13 protein-coding genes, 1 tRNA gene and 1 pseudogene are annotated in these 17,976 nt (G+C 73.1%); 5 read left to right on the top strand and 10 right to left on the bottom strand.

Annotation, left to right across the window (positions count from 1 at the left end; translation table 11 throughout):
- The first annotated feature begins 253 nt into the window (after positions 1 to 253).
- Complete coding sequence (ppc, locus tag ABZ716_RS16330; RefSeq protein ID WP_358811395.1) at positions 254 to 2,947, top strand: phosphoenolpyruvate carboxylase; 2,694 nt, start codon at positions 254 to 256, stop codon at positions 2,945 to 2,947.
- A gap of 93 nt (positions 2,948 to 3,040) precedes the next feature.
- Here the strand turns inward: ppc and pth are convergent, their stop codons facing one another.
- The 6 genes and pseudogenes from pth to ABZ716_RS16360 all read right to left on the bottom strand — a co-directional run.
- On the bottom strand, positions 3,041 to 3,631 hold the full coding sequence (gene pth / locus ABZ716_RS16335) for an aminoacyl-tRNA hydrolase (RefSeq protein WP_358811267.1): 591 nt from the start codon (positions 3,629 to 3,631) through the stop codon (positions 3,041 to 3,043).
- A 116-nt stretch (positions 3,632 to 3,747) separates the two neighbouring features.
- The gene (locus ABZ716_RS16340; RefSeq protein WP_358811266.1) at positions 3,748 to 4,332 is read right to left on the bottom strand and encodes a 50S ribosomal protein L25/general stress protein Ctc; all 585 of its coding nucleotides are present in this window, start codon (positions 4,330 to 4,332) and stop codon (positions 3,748 to 3,750) included.
- A 190-nt stretch (positions 4,333 to 4,522) separates the two neighbouring features.
- Positions 4,523 to 5,500 (bottom strand): ribose-phosphate diphosphokinase, encoded by a 978-nt coding sequence (locus tag ABZ716_RS16345; RefSeq protein ID WP_351882780.1) that lies wholly within the window; start codon positions 5,498 to 5,500, stop codon positions 4,523 to 4,525.
- A gap of 146 nt (positions 5,501 to 5,646) precedes the next feature.
- Positions 5,647 to 7,083 carry a bifunctional UDP-N-acetylglucosamine diphosphorylase/glucosamine-1-phosphate N-acetyltransferase GlmU gene (gene glmU, locus ABZ716_RS16350; RefSeq protein WP_358811265.1) on the bottom strand — a complete coding sequence of 479 codons (1,437 nt, stop codon included), beginning with the start codon at positions 7,081 to 7,083 and terminating at the stop codon, positions 5,647 to 5,649.
- A gap of 109 nt (positions 7,084 to 7,192) precedes the next feature.
- Positions 7,193 to 7,263: transfer RNA gene (locus tag ABZ716_RS16355), tRNA-Gln, on the bottom strand.
- A 25-nt stretch (positions 7,264 to 7,288) separates the two neighbouring features.
- Positions 7,289 to 7,522, bottom strand: a pseudogene (locus tag ABZ716_RS16360) (hypothetical protein); the annotation flags it as partial.
- Positions 7,523 to 7,625: 103 nt separating this feature from the next.
- On the opposite strand from ABZ716_RS16360, the gene ABZ716_RS16365 reads away from it, so the two are divergent.
- Positions 7,626 to 8,882, top strand: a complete 1,257-nt coding sequence (locus ABZ716_RS16365) for a histidine kinase (protein ID WP_358959566.1) — start codon at positions 7,626 to 7,628, stop codon at positions 8,880 to 8,882.
- 21 nt (positions 8,883 to 8,903) lie between these two features.
- On the opposite strand, the gene ABZ716_RS16370 is transcribed toward ABZ716_RS16365, so the two are convergent.
- Positions 8,904 to 9,437: an SUKH-3 domain-containing protein gene (locus ABZ716_RS16370; protein ID WP_351882788.1), complete on the bottom strand. Its 534-nt coding sequence runs from the start codon at positions 9,435 to 9,437 to the stop codon at positions 8,904 to 8,906.
- Between the two features lie 5 nt (positions 9,438 to 9,442).
- A complete protein-coding gene (locus ABZ716_RS16375; RefSeq protein ID WP_358959569.1) occupies positions 9,443 to 9,991 on the bottom strand; it encodes a YwqJ-related putative deaminase in 549 nt (182 codons plus the stop codon).
- A 229-nt stretch (positions 9,992 to 10,220) separates the two neighbouring features.
- Between ABZ716_RS16375 and ABZ716_RS16380 the strand changes: the two genes are divergently transcribed.
- The 3 genes from ABZ716_RS16380 (at position 10,221) to ABZ716_RS16390 (ending at position 15,002) form a co-directional block, all read left to right on the top strand.
- Positions 10,221 to 11,234, top strand: coding sequence for an SMI1/KNR4 family protein (locus ABZ716_RS16380; protein ID WP_358811261.1), 1,014 nt, complete (start codon positions 10,221 to 10,223; stop codon positions 11,232 to 11,234).
- Between the two features lie 7 nt (positions 11,235 to 11,241).
- Positions 11,242 to 13,968: an SUKH-4 family immunity protein gene (locus tag ABZ716_RS16385; protein WP_358959572.1), complete on the top strand. Its 2,727-nt coding sequence runs from the start codon at positions 11,242 to 11,244 to the stop codon at positions 13,966 to 13,968.
- Between the two features lie 146 nt (positions 13,969 to 14,114).
- Positions 14,115 to 15,002: a cellulose-binding protein gene (locus ABZ716_RS16390; RefSeq protein ID WP_358959574.1), complete on the top strand. Its 888-nt coding sequence runs from the start codon at positions 14,115 to 14,117 to the stop codon at positions 15,000 to 15,002.
- A gap of 61 nt (positions 15,003 to 15,063) precedes the next feature.
- Here the strand turns inward: ABZ716_RS16390 and ABZ716_RS16395 are convergent, their stop codons facing one another.
- Together ABZ716_RS16395 and ABZ716_RS16400 are read right to left on the bottom strand one after the other, a co-directional pair.
- Positions 15,064 to 15,936 (bottom strand): hypothetical protein, encoded by an 873-nt coding sequence (locus ABZ716_RS16395; protein WP_358959576.1) that lies wholly within the window; start codon positions 15,934 to 15,936, stop codon positions 15,064 to 15,066.
- A 76-nt stretch (positions 15,937 to 16,012) separates the two neighbouring features.
- Positions 16,013 to 17,674, bottom strand: a complete 1,662-nt coding sequence (locus tag ABZ716_RS16400) for an MDR family MFS transporter (RefSeq protein WP_358959578.1) — start codon at positions 17,672 to 17,674, stop codon at positions 16,013 to 16,015.
- Positions 17,675 to 17,976 lie beyond the last annotated feature (302 nt).

Below are 17,976 nucleotides of genomic sequence, written 5' to 3' on the forward strand. Positions count from 1 at the left end.
CTCTGCCAGGGCACAGGGACACGCCGCCTATCCTGGTGTCGTCGGACAGCGCGGTCCGCACGGGCAGCCCGGGCTGCGCACCACCAGCGGCACCGCCGGCACGCGCACCCCCGGGAGCCCACAGCCCAGTAGCGCTCGAACACTGCAAGGAGCCGCACCTGTGAGCAGTGCTGACCAGGCCCCCCTGGCCCCCGTCACCCAGCCCGCCGACCCGTCCGACCGCAAGCGCGCCGCGCAGACGGCCAACGCGGAACTGCGCGCCGACATCCGCCGCCTCGGCGACCTCCTCGGCGAGACCCTCGTACGCCAGGAGGGCCAGGACCTCCTCGACCTCGTCGAACGCGTCCGCGCACTGACCCGCACCGACGGCGAGGCCGCCGCCGCGCTGCTCGGCGACACCGACCTGGAGACCGCCGCCAAGCTGGTGCGCGCCTTCTCCACCTACTTCCACCTCGCCAACATCACCGAGCAGGTCCACCGCGGCAAGGAGCTGCGCGCCCACCGCGCCGCCGAAGGCGGGCTGCTGGCCCGCACCGCGGACATGCTCAAGGACGCCGACCCCGAACACCTGCGCGCGACGGTCAAGAACCTCAACGTCCGCCCGGTCTTCACGGCCCACCCCACCGAAGCGGCCCGCCGCAGCGTCCTCAACAAGCTCCGCCGCATCGCCGCCCTCCTCGAAGAGCCCGTCTCCGGAGCCGGCGACCGCCGCCGCCACGACCTGCGCCTCGCCGAGAACATCGACCTCGTCTGGCAGACCGACGAACTGCGCGTCGTCCGCCCCGAGCCCACCGACGAGGCCCGCAACGCCATCTACTACCTCGACGAGCTCCACGCCGACGCCGTCGGCGACGTCCTGGAGGACCTCTCCGCCGAACTCCAGCGCGTCGGCGTCGAGCTGCCCGCCGGCACCCGCCCGCTCACCTTCGGCACCTGGATCGGCGGCGACCGCGACGGCAACCCCAACGTCACCCCCGACGTCACCCGCGACGTCCTGATCCTCCAGCACGAACACGGCATCACCGACGCCCTCGAACTCGTCGACTTCCTGCGCGGACTGCTCTCCAACTCCATCCGCTACACCGGCGCCACCGAGGAGCTCCTCACCTCCCTCCAGGCCGACCTCGAACGCCTCCCGGAGATCAGCCCCCGCTACAAGCGCCTCAACGCGGAAGAGCCCTACCGCCTCAAGGCCACCTGCATCCGCCAGAAGCTCCTCAACACCCGCGAGCGCCTCGCCAAGGGCACCCCGCACGAGGAAGGCCGCGACTACCTCGGCACCGCCGAGCTCCTCGCCGACCTCACCCTCATCCAGACCTCCCTGCGCGAGCACCGCGGCGCCCTCTTCGCCGACGGCCGCATGGACCGCACCATCCGCACCATCGCCGCCTTCGGCCTCCAGCTCGCCACCATGGACGTACGGGAACACGCCGACGCCCACCACCACGCCCTCGGCCAGCTGTTCGACCGCCTCGGCGAGGAGTCCTGGCGCTACGCCGACATGCCCCGCGACTACCGGCAGAAGCTCCTCGCCAAGGAACTCCGCTCCCGCCGCCCCCTCGCCCCCACCCCGGCCCCCCTCGACCCGGCCGGCACCAAGACCCTCGGCGTCTTCTTCGCCATCAAGGACGCCTTCGAGAAGTTCGGCCCCGAGGTCATCGAGTCCTACATCATCTCGATGTGCCAGGGCGCCGACGACGTCTTCGCCGCCGCCGTCCTCGCCCGCGAAGCCGGCCTGATCGACCTCCACAACGGCTGGGCCAAGATCGGCATCGTGCCGCTGCTGGAGACCACCGACGAGCTCCGCGCCGCCGACGTCATCCTCGACGAGATGCTCGCCGACCCCTCCTACCGCCGCCTGGTCTCCCTGCGCGGCGACGTCCAGGAGGTCATGCTCGGCTACTCCGACTCCAGCAAGTTCGGCGGCATCACCACCAGCCAGTGGGAGATCCACCGCGCCCAGCGCCGGCTGCGCGACGTCGCCCACCGCCACGGCGTCCGCCTGCGCCTCTTCCACGGCCGCGGCGGCACCGTCGGCCGCGGCGGCGGCCCCTCCCACGACGCGATCCTCGCCCAGCCCTGGGGCACCCTCGAAGGCGAGATCAAGGTCACCGAACAGGGCGAGGTCATCTCCGACAAGTACCTCGTCCCGTCCCTCGCCCGCGAGAACCTCGAACTGACCGTCGCGGCCACCCTCCAGGCATCCGCCCTGCACACCGCGCCCCGCCAGTCCGACGACGACCTCGCCCGCTGGGACGCGGCCATGGACATCGTCTCCGACGCCGCCCACGCCGCCTACCGCGCGCTCGTCGAGGACCCCGACCTGCCCGCCTACTTCTTCGCCGCCACCCCCGTCGACCAGCTCGCCGACCTCCACCTCGGCTCCCGGCCCTCCCGCCGCCCCGACTCCGGCGCCGGCCTCGACGGACTGCGCGCCATCCCCTGGGTCTTCGGCTGGACCCAGTCCCGCCAGATCGTCCCCGGCTGGTACGGCGTCGGCTCCGGCCTCAAGGCCCTGCGCGAAGCCGGCCAGGACGCCGCCCTCGCCGAAATGGGCGAGAAGTGGCACTTCTTCCGCAACTTCCTGTCCAACGTCGAGATGACCCTCGCCAAGACCGACCTGCGCATCGCCCGCCACTACGTGGACACCCTCGTCCCGGACGACCTGAAGCACGTCTTCGCCCGCATCGAGGCCGAGCACGAACTCACCGTCCGCGAGGTCCTGCGCATCACCGGCGGCGAGAAGCTCCTCGACTCCCAGCCCGTCCTCCAGCAGACCTTCGCCGTCCGCGACGCCTACCTGGACCCGATCTCCTACCTCCAGGTCTCCCTGCTCGCCCGCCAGCGCGCCGCCGCCGCCCGCGGCGAAGCCCCCGACCCGCTGCTGGCGCGGGCGCTGCTGCTCACCGTCAACGGCGTCGCCGCCGGCCTGCGCAACACCGGCTGACCCCGCCCCGTACCCCGTACCCGGCCACGCCCGCACGACGGAGCCCCCCGCACCTTCCCGGCGCGGGGGGCTCCGCCGTCCACGGGGACGGCCTCAGGCGTTGTAGGCGGACTGCGCCCGCTCCAGACCCTCCTGGACCAGGCACTCCACCGCGTCCGCCGACCGGTCCACGAACCAGGCCAGCTCCTTGCGCTCCGCCGACGAGAAGTCCTTCAGCACGAAGTCCGCCACCTGCATCCGCCCCGGCGGCCGGCCGATCCCGCACCGCACCCGGTGGTAGTCGGCGCCCATCGCCTTCGTCATCGACTTCAGCCCGTTGTGGCCGTTGTCCCCGCCGCCCAGCTTCAGCCGCAGCGTCGCGTACTCGATGTCCAGCTCGTCGTGGACCGCCACGATCCGCTCCAGCGGCACCTTGTAGAAATCACGCAGCGCCGCCACCGGACCACCCGACAGGTTCATGAACGACATCGGCTTCGCGATCACCACCCGCCGGTTCGCCGGCCCCGGAGCGCCGATGCGGCCCTCCAGCACCTGCGCCCGCGCCTTGTGCGCCTTGAACCTGCCGCCGATCCGCTCGGCCAGCAGGTCGGCCACCATGAAGCCGATGTTGTGGCGGTTGCCCGCGTACTCCGCTCCCGGGTTCCCGAGACCGACGATCAGCCAGGGTGCCGCGTCGTCCGACATCAAAAGCTCCTTAACGGCTCCACCGCTTGACGGCTTCACAGAAGACGACCGCCGTCCCGCTCCAGTGGAGCCGGACGGCGGTCGGTCAGCAACTGCTGAGGGGGGAAGGGCGAGGATCAGCCCTCGGTGCCCTCGGCCGCCTCGGCGGCCGGCTCCTCGGCCTGCGGGGCGACGACCTGCAGAACGGCGGTCTCACCGTCGACGGCCAGGGTGGTGCCCTTCGGCAGGACCAGGTCCGAGGCGTGAATGGTGGCGCCGGCCTCCAGGCCCGCGATCGAGACGGTGACCTCGGTCGGGATGTGGGTGGCCTCGGCCTCGACGGTGATCGTCGTCAGCAGGGTCTCCAGCAGGTTGCCGCCCGGGGCCAGCTCGCCCTCGGTGACGACCGGAACCTCGACCGTGACCTTCTCGCCCTTCTGGACGATCAGGAAGTCGACGTGCAGGATGTTGCGCTTCAGCGGGTGACGCTGGACGGCCTTCGGGATGACCAGCTCGGTGCCGCCGTCGGCGATGTCCAGGGAGAGCAGGACGTTCGGGGTCTTCAGCGCCATCATCAGCGCGTGCGACTCGACACCGACGTGCTTCGGGGCGGTGCCGTGACCGTAGATGACACCCGGGGTCAGGGCGTCACGACGGGACTGGCGGGCAGAGCCCTTGCCGAAGTTGTCGCGGAGCTTCGCGGAAAGCTTGATCTCGGACATGTTCACTCCTCGTGGGGTGACAGAAAACGGACAGAAGTCACCCGGCCGAAACGGCCTGCTACGAAGAGCGCGTCGATAACGGAGCGTCCGTACCGGAAAACAGGTACGGCCTCCCTCGCCGAGCAACTCGTCGAGTGTACCCGGCGGGGGAGGCCGCGCCCAAAAGGATCTACCGCGCAGGCCCTACGGCCTACTGCTGCTCCTCGAACAGGCTCGTCACCGAACCGTCCTCGAAGACCTCACGCACCGCACGCGCGATCATCGGCGCGATCGACAGCACCGTGATCTTGTCGAGCTCCAGGTCCGAGGGGTCGGGCAGCGTGTTCGTGAAGATGAACTCGCTCACCTTCGAGTTCTTCAGGCGGTCGGCCGCCGGACCCGAGAGGATGCCGTGCGTCGCCGTCACGATCACGTCCTCCGCGCCGTGCGCGAACAGCGCGTCGGCCGCGGCGCAGATCGTGCCGCCCGTGTCGATCATGTCGTCGACCAGCACGCAGACGCGGCCCTTGACCTCACCGACGACCTCGTGGACCGTCACCTGGTTGGCCACGTCCTTGTCACGCCGCTTGTGCACGATCGCCAGCGGAGCGTCCAGACGGTCGCACCAGCGGTCGGCCACGCGCACCCGGCCCGCGTCCGGCGAGACCACCGTCAGCTTGCTGCGGTCCACCTTGGCGCCCACGTAGTCCGCGAGGACGTTCAGCGCCGACAGGTGGTCCACCGGGCCGTCGAAGAAGCCCTGGATCTGGTCCGTGTGCAGGTCCACCGTCAGGATCCGGTCCGCACCGGCCGTCTTCAGCAGATCCGCCACCAGACGCGCCGAGATCGGCTCACGGCCCTTGTGCTTCTTGTCCTGGCGGGCATACCCGTACGACGGGATGATCACCGTGATGGAGCGAGCCGACGCACGCTTCAGCGCGTCGATCATGATCAGCTGCTCCATGATCCACTTGTTGATCGGAGCCGTGTGGCTCTGGATCAGGAAGCAGTCCGCGCCACGAGCCGACTCCTGGAAGCGGACGTAGATCTCACCGTTCGCGAAGTCGAAAGCCTTGGTCGGCACCAGACTGACCCCCAGCTGGTGCGCCACCTCCTCGGCCAGCTCGGGGTGGGCGCGGCCGGAGAAGAGCATCAGCTTCTTCTCGCCGGTCGTCTTGATCCCGGTCACAGCACTGTCTCCTCAGACGTGTGAAAAGCTGCTCGCCCCCGTGCGCGTCCGTCCCGCACACGGTGAGCCAGCCGAATTGCGTGCACCTATCACGGTACGCCGTCGCGGGCGCACTCGTTTCCGGTCAGTTCACCTCAGCGGTGGACTCAGTCCTTCTCGGACGAGGACTGCGCCGCCGTGGCCGCCGCGCTCCCGGGCCGCTTGCGGGCCACCCAACCCTCGATATTCCGCTGCTGACCGCGTGCCACGGCCAGCGCACCCGCCGGAACGTCCTTCGTGATCACCGAGCCGGCAGCCGTGTAGGCACCGTCCCCGATCGTGACCGGCGCCACAAACATGTTGTCCGAACCCGTCTTGCAATGTGAGCCGACGGTGGTGTGGTGCTTGTGCTCGCCGTCGTAGTTCACGAAGACGCTCGCCGCGCCGATGTTCGTGTACTCGCCGATGGTCGCGTCCCCGACGTAGGACAGGTGCGGGACCTTCGTCCCCTCGCCGATCGTCGCGTTCTTCATCTCGACGTACGTGCCGGCCTTCGCCTTCAGCCCCAGGTTCGTCCCCGGACGCAGGTACGCGAACGGGCCGACCGACGCCTGGTCGCCGATCACCGCGCCGTCCGCCACCGTGTTGTCCACGCGGGCGCCCGCGCCCACCCGGGTGTCCTTCAGACGGGTGTTCGGGCCGACCTCGGCGCCCTCGCCGATGTGCGTCGCGCCCAGCAGCTGGGTGCCGGGGTGGATCAGCGCGTCCTGCCCGAAGGTGACGCCCACGTCGACGAAGGTCCCCGCCGGGTCCACGACCGTCACACCGGCGAGCATCGCCCGCTCCAGCAGACGCGCGTTCAGCAGCGCGCGCGCCTCGGCCAGCTGGACCCGGTTGTTGATCCCGAGGATCTCCCGGTGGTCGCCGCCGACCGCGGCGCCGACGCGGTGGCCGGCCTCGCGCAGGATCCCGAGGACGTCGGTGAGGTACTCCTCGCCCTGGCTGTTGTCGGTGCGGACCTTGCCGAGGGCGTCGGCGAGGAGGGTGCCGTCGAAGGCGAAGACCCCGGAGTTGATCTCGCGGATGGCGCGCTGGGCGTCGGTGGCGTCCTTGTGCTCGACGATGGCCGTGACGGCGCCGGTGGCCTCGTCGCGGACGATCCGGCCGTAGCCGGTGGAGTCGGGGACCTCGGCGGTCAGGACGGTGACGGCGTTGCCGTCGGCCTCGTGGGTGTCCGCGAGGGCGCGCAGGGTCGCGCCGGTGAGCAGCGGGGTGTCGCCGCAGACGACGATGACGGTGCCGGTGAGCGGGCCGCCGAGCTCTTCGAGGGCCATCCGGACGGCGTGGCCGGTGCCGTTCTGCTCGTACTGGGTGGCGGTGCGGACGCCGGCGTCGATGCCGGCGAGGTGCGCGGTCACCTGCTCGCGGGCGTGGCCCACGACGACCACGAGGTGGGTCGGGTCGAGCTCGCGGGAGGCGGCGACCACGTGACCGACGAGCGAGCGCCCGCAGATCTCGTGCAGGACCTTGGGAGTGGCCGACTTCATGCGGGTGCCCTCACCCGCTGCGAGTACGACGACGGCTGCCGGGCGGGTTGCGCTCACGGGTGTGCCCTTCGGCTTCGGGGGTGGACCCGTGAAGGATAGCGGGGGGTCACGGGCCGGAAACGAAGCCGGGTCCCGACCGCTGGGTCAGGACCCGAACTTGGGCATGCTCCCCTGCCAGGATTCGAACCCGGACATAAGGTACCAAAAACCTCAGTGCTGCCATTACACCACAGGGGAGGGTAAATCAACCCGAACCGGACATTTAGGTGTCCAGATTCGCGCTGGCCGCCCCTACTATGCCGTACCAGGCACCCTCGATGCGACGGTAGATGTCGGCGCTTTGGCTCACGTAAAGAACCAGGCAGCCGCGGTAGTTCCCACCCACGTTCTTGCGGGTGGTCTTGGGGGCGTGTTTCTTCAGCGTGGTTTTGGCGAGCTGACTCGGTTCCGCGCCGACGAGGCGGGTCCAGTACTCCTCGGCGGCCGCGATGTCGGATTCAGGTCTCGGTCGCGGGCGGTTCAGTCCTACGTGCGATTGCCCCGCGTTCGCCGGAATTCCGTTCGTGTCCGTGGTGGGGGTGCTGCGTACGCTGGGCCGTATGACCGGTACGGGGGAAGAGCGGGGCGGGCCCTGGTGGTGGGGGCGGCGGCGGGGGGCCGTGCTCGACGGGGGGCTGGCCTTGGTGTCGGCCGTCGAGTGCGCGGTGGAGGGGGTGCCGTTCGCGCGTGAGGCCGGGCTGCCGGTGGCGCTCGGCGTGGTGTTCGGGGTCGTGGTGGGGGCCGTGCTGGTGCTGCGGCGGCGGTGGCCGGTCGCCGTGGTGCTGGTGGGGATCGCGGTGACACCGGCGGCGATGGGGTTCCTGCTCGGGGTGGTGGGGCTGTACACGCTGGCCGCGTGCGAGGTGCCGCGGCGGATCACCGCCACGCTGGCCTCGATGTCGCTGGCGGGGACGTTCGTCGTCACGTACCTGAGGACCCGGGGGGACGTGGACGGGGAGGGCGCGCTGGTCTTCGTGCTGTCCGCGTTCATGGCGGTGGCGCTGACCGTGCCGCCGGTGCTGCTCGGGCTGTACGTGGGGGCGCGGCGGCGGCTGATGGAGAGCCTGCAGGAGCGGGCGGACTCGCTGGAGCGGGAGTTGTCGCTGCTGGCGGACCGGGCGGAGGAGCGGGCCGAGTGGGCGCGTCAGGAGGAGCGGACGCGGATCGCGCGGGAGATGCACGACGTGGTGGCGCACCGGGTGTCGCTGATGGTGGTCCATGCGGCGGCGTTGCAGGCGGTGGCGCGCAAGGACCCCGAGAAGGCGGTGCGGAACGCGGCGCTGGTGGGTGACATGGGGCGTCAGGCGTTGACGGAGCTGCGGGAGATGCTGGGGGTGCTGCGGGCGCCGGAGAAGCCGTCGGTGACGGCGGTGACTTCCGCGGCCGCGGTGGTGCCCGAGGCTCCGGTGGCTCCCCTGGGGGACGACGGGCCTTCGCTGGCGGAGCTGGAGGTGCTGGTGGGGCAGTCGCGGGCCGCGGGGATGAGCGTGGAGGTGGTGGTGCAGGGGGAGCGGGGCGCGTATCCCGCGGAGGTGGAGCAGACGGCGTACCGGGTGGTGCAGGAGGCGCTGACCAACTGCCACAAGCACGCTCCGGGCGCCCGGGTGGTCGTACGGCTGGCGCACCGGGAGGGGGAGGTGGCCATGCAGGTGGAGAACGGGCCGTGCGAGGGGGAGGCGCGGGGCGCGGATCTGCCGAGCGGGGGCAACGGGCTGGTGGGGATGCGGGAGCGGGTGCTGGCGCTGGGCGGGGTGTTCGTGTCGGGGCCGACGGACGGGGGCGGGTTCAGGGTGTCGGCGGTGTTGCCGTGCCGGTAGCCCCGCCCCCGGGGGCCGTGGTCAGGGGCCGGTGGTGAGGCGGGTGGGCTGGAGGCCGGTGAGGAGCAGGGTGAGGGCCTCGTCGAGGGTGGCGCCGAGGTACCAGTCGCCGGTGTGGTCGACGAGGTAGGTGCGGCCTTCGCGGTCGATGGCCAGGTGCGCGCCGCCGGCGGTGTCGGAGCCGAGGGGGCAGAGTTCGGTGGAGAGGGCTCGTCCGAGGTCGGCGAAGGTGCGGGCGAGGTGGAGCCCGGTGAGGGGGTCGAGGCGGACGGGGGTCGGGGCTATCTGGCGGCCCGGCCCGGGGGCGGTGACGGTCAGGCCGCCGAATTCGGCCCAGGCTTCGACGGCGGCGGGGAAGACGGTGTGGCGGTGGCCGGCCGGGGTGGTGTGGTCGCGCAGGGCGTCGGCCCAGTACTCGGCCTGCTTGATGTCCCAGCGGCCGGGTTCCCAGCCGGCGGTGCGCAGGGCGGCGTCGACGCCGACGGGGAAACGGGTGGCGGAGGAGCGGCCGTAGGAGGCGGCGCCGGGGGCTGCGGAGGCTGAAGGGGTGGTCATCGTGGCTACTCGGGCTGGGTGAGGTCGACGGGGCGTACGCCGAAGTGGGTGAGGAGCGCGTTGCAGGAGCGGCAGGGGGGTGCGTAGCTGCCGTGCAGCGGGTCGCCGTCCTCGCGGATGCGGCGGGCGGTGATCTTGGCGTGCTTCAGTGCGCGGCGGGCTTCGCCGGCGGTGAGGGGTTTGCGGGAGGCGCGTCTGCTGCGGGCGCCTTCGACGGTGGTGAGGTGGCGGGAGAGGAGTATCGCCTCGGGGCAGCGGCCGGTGAAGCGTTCCCGCTGGCCGCTGGTGAGGGTGTCGAGGAAGTCCTGGACGAGGGGGTGCAGGACGGGCGGCTGCTCGCCCTTGCCGGCGGTGCCGGTGAGGGTTTCGCCGCGTACGGAGAGGGCGGCGGCGACGGTGGGCAGGATCCCGTCGCGGCGGAAGCGCAGCAGGGGCGCGGTGTGCGGGCCGGCCGCGGTGCTCCAGCGCAGGCGCGGGTCGCCGGCGGGACCGGCTTCGGTGTGCTGTCCGCCGTCCGGGCGGGGTGTCAGGTGGTGCGTGGTCGCTGTCTGCATGGTGCCTCTTCCCTCCCGTGGCGGCGGTGGTGGCCGCGGTCGCGCACGCCCCCGTGTCGCGGGGACAGCCTGTCAAATGTCCGCTGTCGTGTGGAAGCGGGGTCGAATATTCGTATCAATTCGGATGTTCCCGTCGCGCACGCCCCCGTGGGGATCGGGGGCGGGTGGGGGTCTTGCCGGAGCGCATAGGCTGTGGTGAACCAGCCAGATCCAGCAGGGGGCCACCACCATGACGACAGGTCGGCTCGGGCAGCAGGCCGTGCCACCCAACGCCGCGTACGCGGGGCAGGTCGTGCATTTCCCGGACCCGGTCCGGGCCGCTCGGCATCCCCACGGGGTGCGGATGGACGGGGACGGTCATCCCGACTTCTCGCGGTACGCGCGTGCGGCCGTGGAGATCGCCGAGCCCCCGGAGGGTTTCGGCGCGGACGAGTTGCGGCTGACGGACTGCGTGTCCGCCAACGCGGCGATGCGCGCGGCGGGCCATCCCCTGTGGGACACGGTCGGACCGGTGGCGACTCCGCACGGCTGGACCTGGCACCACGTGGCGGGTTCGCGGCGGATGGAGCTGGTTCCCGTCGAGGTGAAGGCGCTGCTGCGGCACCACGCGGGTCTGGCGACGGCTCCGGTGGACCACGACAAGCGCGGCGGGCGTCCGCTCCAGGAGGTGCGGCCGGTGCACCTGGGGCTGCCGAAGTCCCTGGTGTCGGTGTCGGAGGCGCAGGTCCAGGGGGTCGAGGAGGACCTCGGGTACCGGCTGCCGGAGGCGTACCGCTCGTTCCTGAAGGCGGCGGGCGGGTGCGCGCCGGTGGGCGCGGGGCTGTTCGTGGAGCTGGGGATGCTGGTGGACCAGCCGTTCTTCACGGTGCGTGAGGAGGCGGCGGTCAACGACCTCGTCTACATCAACAAGTGTCTGCGGGACCACCTGACGAAGGACTACCTGTGCGTGGCCTTCGTGCAGGGCGGGCTGCTCGCGGTGAAGGTCCGCGGTGAGCAGGCCGGTTCCGTCTGGTTCTCCCCGTACGACGACGCGCGCGACCGGGACGGCTGGTCGGTGCAGGAGCGCGTGGAGCGGCTGTTGCTGCCGTGCGGTGCCGATTTCGATGCCTTCCTGGAGCGGTTGGCGGGGAACCCGCCGGAGCTGGAGACGGTGGCCGGTCTGATGGTGGACGGCGGATTCGCACGCTCGGTTGCAGTGTCGGAGTCGGTTCCGGTGGCTGACACCGGCATGGGTGAGGGGTGAGCGCGCCGTGGTGACGTTCGCGCAGGCGCAGGAGCGCGCCGAGGAGTGGATCAACGGGGACGTGCCCGGGTACCAGCAGCGTGAGGTGCGGGTACGGGAGTTCGGGCTGGGCTTCGTCGTGTGGGCGGAGGACCGGGCCGGGGGTCCGGTGTCGGGCGGTGGGCGGCAGCGGCTGGTCATCGCGCGGGACAGCGGTGAGGTGACGCTGTGGCCGGGGCTGCCGGTGGGTGAGGTGATCCGGCGGTACGAGGAGGAGTACGGGGCCGCTGCCGCGGCGGCTTCGGAGGCGTCGGTTCCGCCGCCGCGGATCGACTCGGAGCAGACGTCGTTCATCCTGAGTCCGCCGGAGTGGCTGCAGGAGGCGGCCGACCGGGCGGGGATTCCGCCGGTGGGTGCGGGTTCTGGGGCTGGGGTCGGTGCCGGGTCTTCCGGTGCGGGTTCTTCCGGTGCGGGTTCTTCCGGTTCTTCGGGTGCGGGTGCGGGTGCCGGGGCCGGTCCTTCGGGTGCCGGTGCCGGTGTGGGCGCCGGTGCCGGTGCTGGGGTGTCGGATGCCGTTCCGTCGGGGCGTGGGAGCGGCGACGGGGTGCCGGCCGGGTCCACGCCGTGGGCCGGGACGGATGTGAACCCCGGGGCCGACGACGCTTCCGTACCGCTGCCCGCGACGGTGTTCGCGCCGGCGCTGTCGGGTTCCGACCTGGATGACGCCCCGGTCTCCTCCGGGGTGGGTCCGGAGGCCAAGACCACGCTGATGGCGGGGGGCAGCCAGCTGCCCAGGACCGCCATCGCCCCGGCGCTGGACTTCCCGGCCGAGGCCGGGCGGGACGGCGGCACGCCGGTGGGCGGGGTGCCGCAGGGCGCCGGCCCGCAGCCGCCGGTGCCGCCGGTTCCGGGGGTGCCGACCGGGGGTCCCGGATCTGGTGCGCCTGGCGCGCCCGGTGCGCCTGGCGCGCCTGGGGCTTCGGGCGCTGGTGTGTCTGGTGGGCCTTGGGGGTCTGGTTCCTCTGGGGCGCCGGGTGCGGGTGCGGGTTCTGGTGCTCCCGGTGCTCCCGGTGCTCCCGGTGCTCCCGGTGCGCCCGGGGCTCCGGTGCCGCCTGCGCCGCCAGGGGCACCGGGTGCGCCTGTGGGGGCTCCTGGGGCGCCCGGAGGTGGGGCGTATGCCGCGACGATGCTGGCCGGGCCCGGAGCCGTGCCGCCGCCCGGGGCGCCGCCCGCGCCCCCGGGGCCTCCCGGGGCTCCGGCTGCTCCTGGTTCGGGTTCGCTCGGGGGCGGGCTGGACCATGCCGCGACGATGCTGGCCGGTCCGGCCGTCGTGGGACCGCCCCAGCCGCCGGGTCCGCCGGGGCCGCCCGGTGCGCCCGGGCAGCCCGGGCCTCCGCCGCCGCCCGCGCCTCCCGGAGCCCCTGGGGGTTCGCTCGGGGGTGGGCTGCAGCACGCCGCGACGATGCTGGCCGGTCCCGCCGTCGCGCAGCCGCCCGCGCCGCCCGGGGCTCCCGGTGCGCCGTCGGCCCCGCCCGCGCCTCCCGGTGTTCCCGGCGGCGGGCTGGACCATGCCGCGACGATGCTGGCCGGTCCCGCCGTCGTGCAGCCGCCCGCGCCGCCGGGGCCGCCCGGTGCGCCCGGTGCGCCCGGGGGTTCGCTCGGCGGTGGGGTGCAGCATGCCGCGACGATGCTGGCCGGGCCCGGGACCGTTCCGCCGCCCGGGCCGCCGTCCGCGCCGCCCGGGGGTCCGGCGGGGCAGCCGCAGGCCCCGTCCGGGCTGCCCACGGTCGGCCCCGGCTACCAGGCCGTGCTCCGCTACCGTGCGCCCGACGGCTCCGAGCAGCAGCTCATCCGCCGCTCGGCGCCCGGTACCCCGCACCCCGAGTGGCAGATCCTGTACGAGCTCCGCGCGATGAACGTGCCGCCCCAGCAGGTGCTGGAGCTGCACACCGAGCTGGCCTCCTGCGAGCTGCCCGGCGGTTACTGCGCCCGGATGATCCGGGAGACGTGGCCGCAGGTGCGGATCACGAGCGTGGCCCCGTACGGGACCGACCACGCCGGTCGCCAGCAGGGGATGCGGCACCTGCTCACCCATCAGGGTGAGCTGCACCAGGTGGCGGACGGGCCGGCGCGTCCGGCGCCGGTCCGGGCGCCGCTGCCGCAGGTCCCGCTCCAGCCGGCGATCCCGATGGACGCGATCGCGCAGGAGCTGGCCGGGGCGTTCGGGCCGCAGGGGGTGTTCCGTTTCGACCAGCGGGCGGTGTCGCGCCAGGGCGTGCCGGAGATCGTGGCGCAGACCCTGATGTGGGCGGGTCTGCCGGTCGATTTCGGGCCGTTCTTCTGGGCGCAGGCCGTGCCCGGGCAGCCGGTGCCGACCCTGGCCGAGCTGGCGGCGCAGCGGCAGGTGCAGCCGGCGTCGGACGCGGGCTCGTACCTGGTGATCGGCAGCGACTTCGGCAAGGCGCTGTGCGTGCAGTACGGGACGGCGCACATCGTGGCGGTGCCGGTGGAGGCCGGTCCCGGCGGGGCGCCCGTGCCGCCGCAGTTCGTCAATTCGAGCCTTCCGCAGTTCGCGCGGTCGCTGGCGATGCTGGGTCAGATGTGGCGGCTGCGACAGCACCTGACGCCGGAACAGGCCGGGCGCTGGACCGTCGATTTCCAGGCGAATCTGGCGGGGCTCGACAGTGCGGCGCTGGCGTCGCCGGAGAGCTGGTGGTCGGTGCTGCTGGAGCAGATGTGGGACGGACTGCTCTGAACCGGGCAGGTGTGTTGATCGTATGAATGGCCGGGCCGGGCTCCCCCGAAGGGGGGCGCGGCCCGGCCATTCAGGCTTCTGGCCGCAAATGACGCATCCTTGACGGGAATCCCCGCGAGAGAGGCGCTTCCAGGATGAGTGCACCCATGTCACCTCACGGACCTCAGGGTTTCTCGACCGTGCGCGGCGGCCGCGGTTACCGGCCGCAGGACGTCGACCGGTACGTCGCCCGGCTGGCCGGCAGCCGGGACGAGGCGTGGGAGCGGGTGGCGCGGCTGACCGTCCTGACGCGGCAGATGGAGCAGGAGGCGGAGCGGCTGCGCGCGGTGGTGGCGGCGCTGGCCCCGCAGACGTACGACGAGCTGAGCGAGCGGGCCCGGCGGATCCTGGCGCTGGCCCAGGAGGAGGCGGAGGTCCTGCGGGCCGAGGCGCGGGCGGACGCGGTGGAGGCGGCGGGGGCGGCCGAGGCGTACGCCGAGCGGGTGGCGGAGCTGGCCCGGCATGACGCCGAGGCGGTGCGGGAGCAGACCGAGGTGCGGGCGCGTCAGGGGCTGTTGCGGGCCCAGCGGGAGGCGGACGAGGTACGGGCGAAGGCCCGCGAGGACGCGGAGGGGTGGCGGGCCGAGGCCCAGGCGGGGCTGGCGGAGGCGCGGCGGCGTGCGCAGGCGCTGCTGGCGGAGCTGGAGCAGGACCAGGCGGAGCGGTGGGACGCGGCCGTGCGGGAGGCGGCGGCGCGGGAGGCCGAGCAGGAGGCGTGGTACGCCGAGCGGGAGCGGGAGGTGCAGGCGCGGCTGGCTCAGGCGCGGCGGGGGTTCGCCGAGGCGGAGGAGGCGGCGCGGCACGGGCAGGAGGACGCGGAGGCGCGGGCGGCTGAGCTGGTGGCGCAGGCGCGGGTGCGGCAGGAGCGGGTGGGGCGGGAGACGGAGCGGATCCTGCGCGAACACGCGGAGGCGCAGGAGGAGATGCGGGCGCACATGAGCCACGTCCGCTCCAGCCTGGCCGCCCTGACGGGGCGGGCACCGGCGGAGGGGTAGGGCCCGCCCTCGCCCGGGCGGGCCTTGGCGGCGGCCGGGCCTCCCCCCGGCCGCGGAACCCTCAGGCGCTGCCGCTGCCGCTGCCGCTGCCGCCACCGACGCCGACGCCGGCCCCGCCCCCGGCCGGCGGCGGGTAGTGGTACGGGTCGCTGCGCAGGCCGCGGGAGGTGACCACCAGCGTGAGCGGCGGCTGTGCGGCCGGGGGGAGGGGGGCCGCGAGGGCGCCCGTCGTGGGGTTCTGGGTGGTGGGGAGCTCGGTGTCGTTCACCGTCAGGCGGGGGGCGGTGAAGCCGCCGCCCTCGACGGTGAGCAGGCCGTCGGTGACGGTGGCGTGGGTGATCACCGGGTTGCCGCGGGTGGCCAACTTGTTGACCAGGTAGGCCCCCGCCGGAGCGCCGGTCAGCGCCCAGATCTCGGACGGCAGGTCGGGCAGGCCCGCGCTCACGTCGGAGAGGAAGAAGAGGACGACGTAGAGCATCGTCACCGCGCTCAGGGCCACGTACTGGAGGTCCATGAGGTCGGTGCGGCCGCTGTCGTTGGCGATGAGCTCCCGCAGGGGCCGGCGCCCGGTGTCGCTGGGTTTCGGGGCGGGTTTGGCCAGGGTGCCGTTCTCCACCCGGATCCCGACGACCGTCTTCGCCCCGATCAGGGCGAGGTACGGGCCGCCGAGCAGCGGGAGGTAGACGGAGGTGAGGGCGGAGAGCGGGCCGTGTGCGCCGCGGAACCAGCCGATGCCGCCGCCCGCCGTCAGCCCGTAGCCGAGGCAGGCGAGCAGCAGCCAGACCAGGATGACGGTCCAGGCCAGTGCCAGGGTCGTGGAGGTGGAGAGCCGGCCGTCGCGTCCGGTGACGAAGCCCGGATTGCGGTACAGGCGCAGTGCGAGGGGGCCGGCCAGGGCGGCGAGTAAGGCCAGTGCGCAGAGTGCGGATGTCATGTGGTTCCCCCCGGGATGCGGTCGTGGGGAGAGCCTCACCCGGAAAGGCGGGGCATGACAAGTTGTCAATCGGTGGTCATCGGTGTTCCGGCAGGACGGGGAACCGCCTGGGCGCTACGAGCAGCAGCACCAGCAGCGCCGCCACCCCGGCGAACGCCGCGCCGAGGAAGATGTGGTGCACCGCGGCCGCCACCGCCCCCCGCAGGTGCTCGGACGCGGCCCGCGAGAGGCTGCCCGGCTCGGCCAGGGCGCGGGATACGTCGTCCAGCCGGTGCGGCAGCCCTGGCAGGGACTCCCGCGCCAGCCGGGAGGCGACGGTGGCGTTGGCCACCGCCCCCATCAGCGCGGCCCCCACGGCCTGGCCGACGGTGCGGCAGAACAGCACGGAGGCGGTGGTCGTGCCGCGTTCGGCCCAGTCGACCGTGGACTGCACGCCCATCACCAGCGGCAGCTGGAACAGCCCGAGCGCGGCGCCGAGCAGCAGCATGATCAGCGCGGGCTGCCAGACGGGGGCGGGGTAGGGCAGCAAAGTGAAGGCGAACAGGACCAGCGCGGCCAGCCCCATGCCCAGGGCGGCGGTGTCACGGAAGCCGATCCTGCGGTACACGTGCTGGCAGACGGCGGCCGACAGGGGCCAGCTCAGCGTCATCAGGGCCGCCACCAGCCCCGCCCCCACCGGCCCGAGGCCGAGGACGGACTGGGCGTAGGTGGGCATGAACACCATCGGGGCGACCATCAGCAGCCCCAGCGCCCCCATCGCCAGGTTGACGGCGGCGATGGTCCGCCGGCGCCACACCCACCCGGGCAGGACCGGGTCGGCGGCCCGCCGCTCCACCCGGACGACGGCCGCCGCCAGCACCGCGCTCGCGCCCAGCAGCCCCAGCGAGGGCGCCGACAGCCAGGGCCAGGCGACGCCGCCCTGGACCAGGGCGAACAGCAGCAGCCCGCCGCACGCGAAGATCAGCAGCGCCCCCGCCCAGTCCACCGGGCCCCGGTGGGCGGGGGCGCGGCGGGGTTCGCGCAGGTGGCGGGCGGTCAGCCACAGGGCCAGCCCGGCCATCGGCACGTTGACCAGGAAGGTCCAGCGCCAGCCGGCGTAACCGGCGATCAGGCCGCCGAGGGCCGGGCCGATGAGCGCGCAGCCGGCCCAGACGGTGGTCATCCGGGCCTGGATGCGGGGGCGTTCGCGCAGCGGGTACAGGTCGGCGGCGAGGGTCTGCACGGTGCTCTGCAGGGCGCCGCCGCCCAGGCCCTGCACGATCCGGAAGGCGATCAGCGCGCCCATGCTCCAGGCGGAGGCGCAGAGCAGGGAGCCGGCCAGGAAGAGGGCCGTGCCGAAGAGGAGGACCGGTTTGCGGCCGAAGGTGTCGCTGAGCTTGCCGTAGACGGGGAGGGTGACGGTGACGGCGAGGAGGTAGCCGGAGAAGAGCCAGGAGAAGACCGAGAAGCCGCCGATGTCCCCGACGATCTGGGGGACGGCGGTGGAGACGATCGTGGTGTCGAGGGCGACCAGGGCCATGGACATCATCAGCGCCGCGACGACCCGGGCCGGTGGCCGGCCCGGTGCCGGGGTGCCGGCGTCCGCCTGGCCGGTGGAAACGTTTCCTCCCGGCCCCGCCTCGTCTGGGGAAGCGTTTCCGCCGCCCTCCGTCTCCCCGGCGGAAACGTTTCCCCCGGCTCCCGGGGTGCCGGCCGGCTCCCCGCCGGGAGCCGCGCCCCCGCTCTTGTCGGTCTCCACCGCATTCCCCCTTCGCCCGACGCGCAGACACCCTCTCACCCGGGGTGCGCCCGGCGGAATCCCCGTCTCATGCGGGTTCCCCGGGTCCGGTGTCCTCACCTCCACCCGGTTGCCCCGGGTCCGGTGTCCCCTACCTCCGGTCCGCCGGACGGGGGACGACCCCTAGGGGTCCCTCAGCATTTCGGCCCAGGGGCCTTTCGTCCCGGCGGAGGAGGCCGAAGGTCCTTTCGTCTCTTTAACTGGTCCACATGGGCGGCAGCCGGGCTGCGCCCGGAGTGCGTACACCAACAGGGGGAGAGACC

This window comes from Streptomyces sp. NPDC006687, assembly GCF_040636215.1.
GTDB lineage: Bacteria > Actinomycetota > Actinomycetes > Streptomycetales > Streptomycetaceae > Streptomyces.